The sequence below is a fragment of the Okeania sp. SIO2F4 genome, assembly GCF_010672385.1.
GTDB lineage: Bacteria > Cyanobacteriota > Cyanobacteriia > Cyanobacteriales > Microcoleaceae > Trichodesmium.
Genome location: NZ_JAAHGT010001172.1, coordinates 1 through 2,524 on the forward strand (window position 1 = coordinate 1; position 2,524 = coordinate 2,524).

1 protein-coding gene is annotated in these 2,524 nt (G+C 40.9%); it reads left to right on the top strand.

From position 1 onward, the window contains the following. Window positions 1-594 precede the first annotated feature (594 nt). Window positions 595-2,439, top strand: coding sequence for a group II intron reverse transcriptase/maturase (gene ltrA / locus F6K22_RS38485; RefSeq protein WP_293110165.1), 1,845 nt, complete (start codon window positions 595-597; stop codon window positions 2,437-2,439). Window positions 2,440-2,524 lie beyond the last annotated feature (85 nt).

Consider the following 2,524-nt stretch of genomic DNA (forward strand, 5'->3'; position numbering starts at 1 on the left):
GTGCGACTCGTTGGCCACTAAACTAGGAAACTAGGTATAAATGGCCGTTCCAAGTCAATACATGAGGATCACCTCGACTTGTGAATAACTCTTATTACCTTGGTGGTGAAATTCCACCCACCCTGTTGTTGGGCTGACAGCATAGACCACACTGGCGAGACTGAACATCAAACTGGTGAAGCTGGTCTAAAAGCGGGAAAATACTAGTTACCGAGGAACGATACCGCGAGCAAAGGTTGACAAGTGTACGAACAGGAAGGTAATTAAACTCTCGTAATTTTAAACCACTCCGAAGGTAGCTATGGAGTGTAGGACTCATAATCAGAGGATCAATGGGTAACTTTATGATAATGAAGTTATCAACAACCATACCGAATCCTCCGGGAGATTTTACCCCACTAAATCAGCCGTAATAAAGGAATAAGGGAACGAGGAAACCTCCTTAAGACACCTAAGAATATAGGTCGAAATCTTAGGATGCCATTCAAGGTCAATCTGCAATATGGTTGCAGGTCTTAGGGAGAGTAGGATTGGGTAAGAAGCTATTGAGCTGACGTACCCACTGTTAGACGTAATGTAAGGTAGTAATTAGCGATGAATAAGGCTAAAACACTAAAAAGAAGATTGGGTAATCCAAAGCCCTTTTTAAGCGTGGCATGGGATACAGACGATATACCAGACCCAGTATGTATCAATCCAAACCTCAAATGGAGAGATATTAATTGGAAACGGGTTGAGAAGAATGTATTTAAGTTGCAAAAGTTAATTTACAGAGCATCCAGCCGTGGCGAAATCCGCAAGATGCGTAAATACCAAAGACTTCTGACCAAAAGTTATTGCGCTAGGTTGCTAGCTGTTAGGCGCGTGACTCAAGATAACCAGGGTAAGAAAACTGCTGGTATAGATGGTATTAAAAATCTACCTCCGATGCAGAGATTTAACTTGGTTGATTTATTAAACACGCGATACCTCAAAGCAAGCCCCACCCGTAGAGTCTGGATACCAAAACCAGGGAGGGATGAAAAGAGACCTCTTGGAATCCCTACAATGTACGACCGTGCATTACAAGCTCTGGTTAAGTTGGGTATGGAGCCAGAATGGGAGGCACGTTTTGAACCTAATAGCTATGGTTTTAGACCAGGACGGTCAACACATGATGCTATTGAGGCAATTTTTTTAAGTATAGAAAAAAAACCTAAATATATACTAGATGCTGACATATCAAAATGTTTTGACCGAATTAACCATGATGCGTTGCTGAGAAAAGTAGGTCAGACACCATACAGACGATTAATCAAACAATGGTTAAGAGCTGGAGTGTTTGACAATAAACAATTTTCAAACACTGTGGAAGGAACACCACAGGGAGGGGTTATATCACCCCTACTAGCAAACATCGCCCTACACGGTATGGAAGAATGCCTAAACAACTTCGCTGAATCTTTACCAGGAAGAAAACGAGACAACAAAAAGGCATTATCCCTAATACGCTATGCTGATGACTTTGTAGTCTTACACAAAGACATCAAGGTAGTGCTGCAAGCTAAAACCGTAATACAGGAATGGTTAAACCAGATAGGATTAGAACTAAAACCAGAAAAGACCAAAATTGCCCACACCTTGGAAGAATACAAAGGGAATAAACCCGGATTCGACTTCTTAGGATTCACAATTAGGCAATGGAGGGTAAAGTCAACCAAGAACGGATTTAAGACGCTGATTAAACCATCTTCCAAGAGTATAAAAACTCATTATCGGAAACTGGCGGGGATACTTGATGAAAACAAAACCGTCACAACAAAAGCTCTAATAGCCAAATTAAATCCGGTAATAAGAGGATGGGCTAACTACTTCTCAACTCAAGTTAGTAAAAAAATATTCAATAAATTGGATATGCTCTTATGGAAAAGAGTATGGAGATGGGCAAGTAGAAGGCATCCTAATAAGTCAGCCACATGGGTAAAGAAAAAGTATTTCCCCAACACTAAAGGAACCAGGAATTGGGTACTTAACGATGGCGAATATATACTAAACCTACACTCAGATGTCCCTATTGTAAGGCACATCAAAGTGAAGGGTAATAAATCCCCTTATGACGGCGACTGGACTTATTGGAGCAGTAGAATCGGCAAACATCCAGGCGTAAGGAAAGAAGTCACAACGCTATTAAAGCGTCAAAAGAATAAATGCGCATTTTGTGGACTAACCTTTAGTCCGATTGACCTTATGGAAATTGACCATATAAAACCAAGGTCTAAAGGTGGTGACAACACACTAAAGAACAAACAACTGTTGCACCGACATTGCCACGACACGAAAACTGCTTTAGACAACAAAACATATCCAAAATTTAAACCACAGGATTTACCTGAAAATTATATATGGATTGACGATATGCTAACTCTGAAGCAGGATGTACCCATGAAAAGGGACGTTTAAGAGAGGAGCCGTGATGAGGTGAAAGTCTCACGTCCGGTTCTGAAGACGAGTCGGGTAGGGTAACTTACCTGGCTTAGTTTAACAA